The 7,760-nt window shown below is 76.6% G+C and carries 7 protein-coding genes and 1 pseudogene; 6 read left to right on the top strand and 2 right to left on the bottom strand.

Annotation, left to right across the window (positions count from 1 at the left end):
• Positions 1 to 743: pseudogene (locus ACRYR7_RS23035) on the bottom strand (hypothetical protein); the annotation flags it as partial.
• A 75-nt stretch (positions 744 to 818) separates the two neighbouring features.
• On the opposite strand from ACRYR7_RS23035, the gene ACRYR7_RS23030 reads away from it, so the two are divergent.
• From ACRYR7_RS23030 to ACRYR7_RS23020, 3 genes are read left to right on the top strand one after another with little or no spacing between them, the layout of a single operon-like run.
• Positions 819 to 1,859 carry an NADPH:quinone reductase gene (locus ACRYR7_RS23030; protein WP_432574496.1) on the top strand — a complete coding sequence of 347 codons (1,041 nt, stop codon included), beginning with the start codon at positions 819 to 821 and terminating at the stop codon, positions 1,857 to 1,859.
• Entirely contained in the window at positions 1,856 to 2,524 is a 669-nt protein-coding gene (locus ACRYR7_RS23025; protein ID WP_432574494.1) for a nucleoside/nucleotide kinase family protein, read from the top strand. Before ACRYR7_RS23030 ends, ACRYR7_RS23025 begins: the two co-directional genes overlap by 4 nt.
• A gap of 3 nt (positions 2,525 to 2,527) precedes the next feature.
• Positions 2,528 to 3,610 carry a CobW family GTP-binding protein gene (locus ACRYR7_RS23020; protein ID WP_432574492.1) on the top strand — a complete coding sequence of 361 codons (1,083 nt, stop codon included), beginning with the start codon at positions 2,528 to 2,530 and terminating at the stop codon, positions 3,608 to 3,610.
• Positions 3,611 to 3,709: 99 nt separating this feature from the next.
• Here the strand turns inward: ACRYR7_RS23020 and yidD are convergent, their stop codons facing one another.
• A complete protein-coding gene (gene yidD / locus ACRYR7_RS23015; protein WP_432574491.1) occupies positions 3,710 to 3,991 on the bottom strand; it encodes a membrane protein insertion efficiency factor YidD in 282 nt (93 codons plus the stop codon).
• 253 nt (positions 3,992 to 4,244) lie between these two features.
• Here yidD and ACRYR7_RS23010 point away from each other — a divergent pair, with 253 nt between their 5' ends.
• From ACRYR7_RS23010 to ACRYR7_RS23000, 3 genes are all read left to right on the top strand, one after another.
• Positions 4,245 to 5,741, top strand: a complete 1,497-nt coding sequence (locus tag ACRYR7_RS23010; protein WP_432574490.1) for a flotillin family protein — start codon at positions 4,245 to 4,247, stop codon at positions 5,739 to 5,741.
• Positions 5,742 to 5,884: 143 nt separating this feature from the next.
• Positions 5,885 to 6,922, top strand: coding sequence for an ATP-binding cassette domain-containing protein (locus tag ACRYR7_RS23005; RefSeq protein ID WP_432574488.1), 1,038 nt, complete (start codon positions 5,885 to 5,887; stop codon positions 6,920 to 6,922).
• Positions 6,919 to 7,719 carry an ABC transporter permease gene (locus ACRYR7_RS23000; RefSeq protein WP_432574486.1) on the top strand — a complete coding sequence of 267 codons (801 nt, stop codon included), beginning with the start codon at positions 6,919 to 6,921 and terminating at the stop codon, positions 7,717 to 7,719. Before ACRYR7_RS23005 ends, ACRYR7_RS23000 begins: the two co-directional genes overlap by 4 nt.
• The last annotated feature ends 41 nt before the right edge of the window (positions 7,720 to 7,760 follow it).

Raw genomic sequence — 7,760 nt, 5'->3', positions numbered from 1 at the left:
CGGGGGGGGGGGGGGGCCTCTTCGCGCCCGGCCCCCCCCACCCCCACCACCTCCCCCCCCCCCCCGACCCCCCCCCCCCCCCCCCCCCCCCCCCCCCCCCCCCCCCCCCGCTCCGCCAGCGGCCCCACCGCCGCGATGGCCGCGGCGATCTCCGCGTCCACCGGCGGCACGATCTGCACCCCGCGCCCGTCCTCGCCGCCGGCGCGCCCGCCCAGGTAGACCTTGTAGCCGTTGTCCTGCGGGGGGTTGTGGCTGGCGGTGACCATCACGCCGGCGTCGGCGTCCAGGTGGCGCACCGCGAACGCCAGCACGGGCGTGGGCAGCGGCCGCGGCAGCAGCAGCACCTCGCAGCCGGCGGCGGTCAGCACCGCGGCGGAGTCGTCGGCGAACTCGCGCGAGCCGTGCCGCGCGTCCAGCCCCACCACCACGCGGGGGCGCTCGAAGCGCTGCGCCAGCCACGCGCCCAGGCCCGCGGCCGCGCGCTGCACCACGGCCCGGTTCATCCGGTGCTCGCCGGCGCCGACCGCCCCGCGCAGGCCCGCGGTGCCGAACTCCAGCGGGCCGGAGAAGCGGTCCGCCAGGTCCGCGGCCGCACCCGCGTCCCCGCCCCGCGCGGCCTCCAGCAGCGCGCGCAGCTCCTCGCGGCCGCGCTCGTCGGGGTCGTCCTCGATCCAGGCCAGGGCGCGCGCCCGCAGCTCGTCGGGCAGGGGGGCGGGGCCGGTGGTGCCGTCGGTCGTGCTCACGGGCACGACCCTACGACCGCCCCGGTCCGGCCGGGCCCGGGGAACACCCGCGCGCGGCGGGGGGTTCGCCCGGACGTGAAGGCCATCGTGTACAGCGAGACCGGCGGCACCGGCGTCCTGCGCCTGGTGGAGCGAGGGGTGCCCGAGCCCGGTCCGGGGGAGGTGCGCGTGCGGGTGGCCGTCTCCGGGGTCAACCCCACCGACTGGAAGCGCCGCAGCGGCGCCACCGGCACCGCCACCGCTGAGCTCGTGCCGCACCAGGACGGCGCCGGCACCGTCGACGCCCTCGGCGAGGGCGTCGGCGGCCTGGCGGTGGGGGAGCGGGTGTGGACGTACCTGGCCGCGCACGAGCGGCCCACCGGCACCGCCCAGGAGCTCACCGTGCTGCCCGCCGAGCGGGTCGTGCCGCTGCCGGAGGGGGCCTCCTTCGACGTCGGCGCCAGCCTGGGCGTGCCCGCCGTCACCGCCCACCGCGCCCTGACCGTCGCCGAGGACGGCCCGGCCCGCCTGGCCCCCGGGGCGCTGGCCGGCACCACCGTGCTCGTCGCCGGCGGCGCCGGCGCCGTCGGGCACGCCGCCGTCCAGCTCGCCCGCTGGGCCGGCGCCACCGTCGTCGCCACCGTGAGCGGGCCCGCCAAGGCGGCCCTGGCCGGCGCCGCCGGCGCCCACCACGTCGTGAACTACCGCGACGCCGACGCCGCCGAGCAGGTGCGCCGCCTGGCCCCGCGCGGCGTGGACCTCGTCGTGGAGGTCGCCCCGGCCGCCAACCTCGAGCTGGACCTGGCCGTGCTGCGCCCGCGCGGCACCATCGCCTCCTACGCCAACGACGGCGGCGACGCGGTGACGCTGGACGTGCGCCGCAACATGACGCTGAACACCCGCTTCCAGTTCATCCTGCTCTACACCGTCGGCCCCGCGGCGCTGGCCGCGGCCGCCGAGGACGTCACCGCCGCCGTGCGCGACGGCGCCCTCCCGGTCGGCGAGGAGCACGGGCTGCCGCTGGTCCGCTTCCCGCTGGAGCGCACCGCCGACGCGCACGCCGCCGTGGAGGCTGGCACCGTGGGCAAGGTCCTGGTGGACGTCGCCCCGCCCGGGTCGGCCGGGTCGGCCGGGTGAGCGCCCCCGCGTTCGCCGACCTCGTCCGGCGCGCCCTCGACCTGCCGGGCCGGCGGGTGCTGCTGGGCCTGGCCGGCGCGCCGGGCGCGGGCAAGACCACCCTGGCGCGCGCCCTGGTCGACGCCGTGCGCGAGGCCGCCGGCGACGACCTGGCCGCCGCGCACGTGCCGATGGACGGTTTCCACCTGGCCGACGTGGAGCTGGAGCGCCTGGGCCGCCGGGACCGCAAGGGCGCCCCGGACACCTTCGACGCCGCCGGGTACGCGGCCCTGCTGCGGCGCCTGCGCGAGCAGGGCCCCGGCGACGACGTCGTCTACGCGCCCGCGTTCGACCGGGAGATCGAGCAGCCCGTGGCCGGCAGCGTGCCGGTGCACCCGGGCACCCGCCTCGTCGTCAGCGAGGGCAACTACCTGCTGCTGGCGGAGGGGGCGTGGGCGCGGGTGCGCCCGGGGTTCGACGAGGTGTGGTTCGTCGGCGCCGGCGCGGACGAGCGCACCACGCGCCTGGTGCGCCGGCACGTGCGCTTCGGCAAGGCGCCGGACGCCGCGGCGACGTGGGTGCGCGAGGTCGACGGGCGCAACGCGGCCCTGGTGGAGGCCACGGCGGCGCGCGCGGACCTCCTCGTCCCCGGAGCCCTGGAGCTGCCCGGCCCCCGCGGCCGGTAGAGGATGGCCGCCGTGCCCCGCGTCCCCGTCGTCGTCCTCGCCGGTTTCCTCGGCGCGGGCAAGACGACCGTGCTGAACCAGCTGCTGCGCTCGGCCGCCGAGGTGCGCCTGGGCGTGGTCGTCAACGACTTCGGCGCGATCGGCGTGGACGCGCTGCTGGTGTCCGGGCTGGCCGACGACACCGTCTCGCTGGAGAACGGGTGCCTGTGCTGCAGCACCGAGGACGGCAGCGTGGAGGAGCTGCTGGCCCGCCTGGTCGCCCCGCGCGGCGGCGAGGGGCTGGACGCGGTCCTCATCGAGGCCAGCGGCGTCGCCGAGCCCGCCGCCATGGTGCGCCGCGTCCTGCTCAGCCGGGTGGAGGGCGTGGAGTACGGCGGCCTCGTCGTGGCCGTCGACGCGGTGGAGTTCGAGGCCACCCGGCTGCGCCACCCCGTGCTCGACGACCACGTCGCGATGGCCGACGTGGTGCTGCTGACCAAGACCGACCTGGTCGACGAGCGGGAGCTGGCGCGGGTGGCCGCGCGGTGCCGGGAGCTGAACCCCTGGGCGCCGGTGGTGCCGGCCGCCCACGGCCGGGTGGACGCGCGGCTGCTGTTCGACGAGCGCCCCGCCGTGCAGCGGCAGCTGGCGCTGGGCGAGGCGGTGGACGACGGCCACGAGGCGCACCTGCACGCCCTGTACGACGCGGTGGAGTTCACCTCCGACGAGCCGCTGGACCCGCGCGCCCTCGTGCGGTTCCTGGACTCGCGCCCCTCGGGGGTGTTCCGCGTCAAGGGTTTCGTGCGCTTCGCCGTCCCCGGGCACGGGCAGCGGTTCGTCCTGCACGCCGTGGGGGCCGCGGTGCGCTTCGAGCGCACCCCGTGGCCGCGCGGGTCGATCCGGCGCACCGAGCTCGTCCTCGTCGGCGCCGGGATCGACGCCGCGGCGCTGCTGGCGGGCCTGCGCGCCTGCGTGGCGACCGGCCCGGTGGACGACGGGGAGATGGCGATGATGGGCGTGCTGCGCAACACCGAGGGCGTGGACACCTCCGGCCCGGAGGACCCGGAGGCTCCCGCGGAGCGCCGCGGGCCCGGCGGGGGGACCTGAGCGGCCGCTGCGCCCCCGGCGCGCGGGCGCGCCCCGGCTCCGGGACCGGTCCCGGGACCGGCCCCGGCGGCGGGACCGGCCTCAGGAGCGGAACGGGCCTCAGAAGCGGAACGGGATGGGGATCGGCCCGCAGCAGCACACGCCGCGCACGTCGGTGGCCATGAGCAGCGAGGCCGCCCGGTAGCAGGCCAGGAAGCGCACCGCGCTGGGCACCGCCCCGCCGAGCACGCCGCGGCGGCGCACGAGGTCGCGCACCGCCCCGGAGCAGGAGTCGCCGCCGTGCGCGACGCGGTGCGCGCAGGAGAACCCCTTGCGGGGGGAGATCCTCCGCTGGTAGGCGTCGCACAGGACGTCGAAGGCGCGGGCCGCGGGGCTCGTCATCCCCCGAGGCTAGGGGCGCCGGGCGGATCCCGCCCCGCGAGGACGCCCCGCCGGGCGCCCGCGGCCGCTAGGCTCGCCGCGGTGCGCCGGGAAGCCTGGTCGGCAACGCTTCCGTCGAGCCGAGGGGCAGGTGCCCGTGCCGCACCACCGCACCGACCGCACCGCCGCGGCCGGTCCACCGCCCTCCCCGCGCTGCCGCGCACCGCCGCCGCCCTCCGTTCCCCGAACCCGCCGGAACCGAGATCGGAGTGCTGTGGACACCGTCATCGTCGCCGCCGTCGTCATCGGCGCGCTCGTCGTCCTGGCCCTGGTGGCCGTGGTCGCCGTGAAGACCCGCTACAAGATCGCCAGCCCGTCCGAGGCGCTCATCATCGTGGGCAAGAAGGGCAGGCCCGTCACCAACCCGCAGACGGGCGAGGTCACCACCGACCTGTCCGGGCAGAAGGTCGTCATGGGGGCCGGGGTCTTCGTCAAGCCCCTGGTGCAGCAGGCGCACCGCCTGTCCCTGTCCTCGGTGCGCATCCCGATCTCCATCCGCGGGGCCGTCTCGCGCCAGGGGATCCGGCTGAACGTGGACGGCGTCGCCATCGTCAAGGTGGGCGGCACCGAGGACTTCGTGCGCGCCGCCTCGCAGCGCTTCCTGCAGCAGCAGAAGGAGATCGAGCCGTTCACGCAGGAGGTCCTGGCCGGCAGCCTGCGCGGGGTCATCGGCACGCTCACCGTCGAGGAGATCATCCGCGACCGGGTCGCCTTCGCCCGCCAGGTCGAGGAGGAGGCGGTGACCAGCCTGAACAACCAGGGCCTGGTGCTGGACACCCTGCAGATCCAGGACGTCAGCGACGACGGCAACTACCTCAAGGACCTCGGCCGGCCCGAGGCCGCCAACGCCCGCCGCGCCGCCGAGATCGCCGAGGCCAACAACGCCCAGGAGGCGCAGCAGGCCCAGGCGCTGTCCGACGCCAAGATCGCCCAGGCGCAGCGCGACCTGGCCCTGCAGCAGGCGCAGTTCCGCGCCGACCAGGACAAGGCCGCCGCCGAGGCCGACGCGGCCGGGCGGCTGGCCGAGGCCGCCGCGCAGCAGCAGGTCCTGCTGGAGCAGGAGCGGGTGGCCCAGCGCCAGGCGGAGCTGACCGAGCGCACGCTGGACACCGAGGTGCGCAAGCCCGCCGACGCCCGCCGCTACCAGGCCGAGCAGGAGGCGATGGCGCAGAAGACCGCGCGGGTGCTCTCCGCCGAGGCCGAGCAGCAGGCCGCGGTGGCCGCCGCGCAGGCCGACGCCGAGCGCGTGCGGCTGTCCGCCGAGGCCGACGCGGCCCGGGTCCGGGTGGCCGCCGACGCCGAGCTGCAGCGCCGCACCGCGGAGGCGGACGCGGTGCGCCTGGAGGGGAGGGCGCAGGCCGAGGCGCTCACCGCGACGGGGGCGGCCAAGGCGGACGCCCTGCAGCGCGAGGCGCAGGCGCTGAAGGAGTTCGGGGAGGCCGCGCTCACCCAGCGCGCGCTGGAGGTCCTGCCCGAGCTGGCCCAGGCGCTGGCCAGCCCCCTGGGCGGCATCAAGGACCTCACGGTCATCTCCAACGACGGTGCCGGCGCGCTCAGCCGCTCGGTGGGCGCCAACCTGCAGGAGACCCTGGAGGTCCTGCGGCGCACCACCGGCGTGGACGTCGCGAGGGTGCTGCACTCCCTGGGCGGCGAGCAGCCGCGCCCCGCGGGCGCCGGGCCCGCCGGCGTGGACGGCTCCTCGCCCGGCTGAGCCGACCGCGCGCACCGGTGGCCCCCGGACGGGGGGCCGCCGGTGGCGGTGAGTCCCGGGGCCCGGCGCGGTCCACCCCGCGACGGACGAGGCGGACGGAAAGGAGGGGCGCCGTGTCGGAGGCGTTCCCTAGTGTCGGGTCCATGGCAACGACGAGCACGGCGCCCGCGCGGACGGGTCCCCCGGCGGTCGAAGCACGGGGGCTGGTGAAGAGGTACGGCGACGTCACCGCGGTGGCGGGCGTCGATCTGACGGTGCCCACGGGCACCGTCCTGGCCCTGCTGGGCCCGAACGGCGCGGGCAAGACGACGACGGTGCGGATGCTCACGACGCTGCTGGTCCCGGACGAGGGCAGCGCGACGGTGGCGGGCGTGGACGTCGTGGCCGACCCGCGCGAGGTGCGCCGGCGCATCGGCCTGTCGGGCCAGTACGCGGCGGTGGACGAGAACCTCACCGGTTTCGAGAACCTCGACATGGTGGGGCGCCTGTACCACCTGGGGCGCAAGCGGTCCCGGGAGCGCGCCTGGGAGCTGCTGGAGCAGTTCGACCTCACCGGCGCGGCCAAGCGGGTGGCCAAGACCTACTCCGGCGGGATGCGCCGCCGCCTGGACCTGGCGGGGGCGCTGGTGGCCGAGCCGCCCGTGCTGTTCCTCGACGAGCCCACCACCGGCCTGGACCCGCGCAGCCGCAACGACATGTGGGACCTGCTGACGCGGATGGTCGGCGGGGGCACCACGCTGCTGCTGACCACCCAGTACCTGGAGGAGGCCGAGCGGCTCGCCGACGACGTCGTCGTCATCGACCACGGCCGGGTCATCGCCCGCGGCACCGCCGACGACCTGAAGACCCAGGTCGGTGGGCAGCGCGTGGAGGTCGTCGTGGCCTCCGACGGCGACGTGGACACCGCCACCGCCGTCCTGCACGAGGTGGCGGTGGGGGAGCTGCAGGTGGAGCGGCGCGCGCGGCGCGTCACCGCACCGGTGACCTCGGGCACCCGGGTGCTCGTGGAGGTCCTGCAGCGGATGGAGGACGTGGGCGTCGTCCCGCTGGACGCGGGGCTGCGCCGCCCCACCCTGGACGACGTGTTCCTGACCCTGACGGGCAAGCCGAGCGAGGAGACCGCCGGCGAGGAGGGCGCCGGCGGGGAGCCGGCGACGACGGGACGGGGGGTGCGCTCGTGAACGGCGTGGCCACGGCGTTCGCCGACGGCTCGGTGATCGCCAAGCGCAACCTGCTGAAGATCACCAGGATCCCGGACCTGCTGGTGGGGACCCTCATCTCCCCGATCATGTTCATCCTGCTGTTCGGGTACGTCTTCGGCGGCGCCATCGGGGTCAGCGGCGGGAACTACCGGGAGTTCCTCGTGCCCGGCATCTTCGCCCAGACCGTCATCTTCGGCGCCACCATCACCGGCGCGGGCATCGCCGACGACATGCAGAAGGGCATCATCGAGCGGTTCCGCTCGCTGCCGATGACGCAGTCGTCGGTCCTCGCCGGCCGCACCGCCTCCGACGTCGTCCTCAACGTCATCGTCACGGTCATCATGTCGCTGACGGGCCTGCTCATCGGCTGGCGGATCCGCACCTCGTTCCTCGACGCGGTCGTCGGGTACGCGCTGCTGCTGCTGTTCGCCTACGCGGTCTCGTGGGTGATGGGCCTGCTGGGCCTGCTCATCCGCACCCCCGAGGCGTTCAACAACCTGACGTTCCTGACGATCTTCCCGCTGACGTTCATCACCAACGCGTTCGTGCCGCTGGAGACCTTCCCCGGCCCGCTGAAGGTCATCGCCCAGTGGAACCCGGTCTCCACGCTCGTGCAGGCCGCGCGCGAGCGCTTCGGCAACGTGCCGCCGGGCACCGAGCTGGGGACGTGGTCCCTGCAGAACTCCGAGCTGTACACGCTGCTGTGGATCGTCGGCACCCTCGTGGTCTTCGTGCCGCTGGCCACCCGGCAGTACCGGCGGGCCGCCGCCCGCTGAGGCCCGCACCACGACGGCCCCTCCCCGCGCGCGGGGAGGGG

The sequence above is a fragment of the Kineococcus gurbantunggutensis genome (assembly GCF_050871925.1).
GTDB lineage: Bacteria > Actinomycetota > Actinomycetes > Actinomycetales > Kineococcaceae > Kineococcus.
The sequence above is the reverse complement of the archived record's forward strand: the minus strand, read 5'-3'. Positions and strand labels throughout refer to the sequence as shown.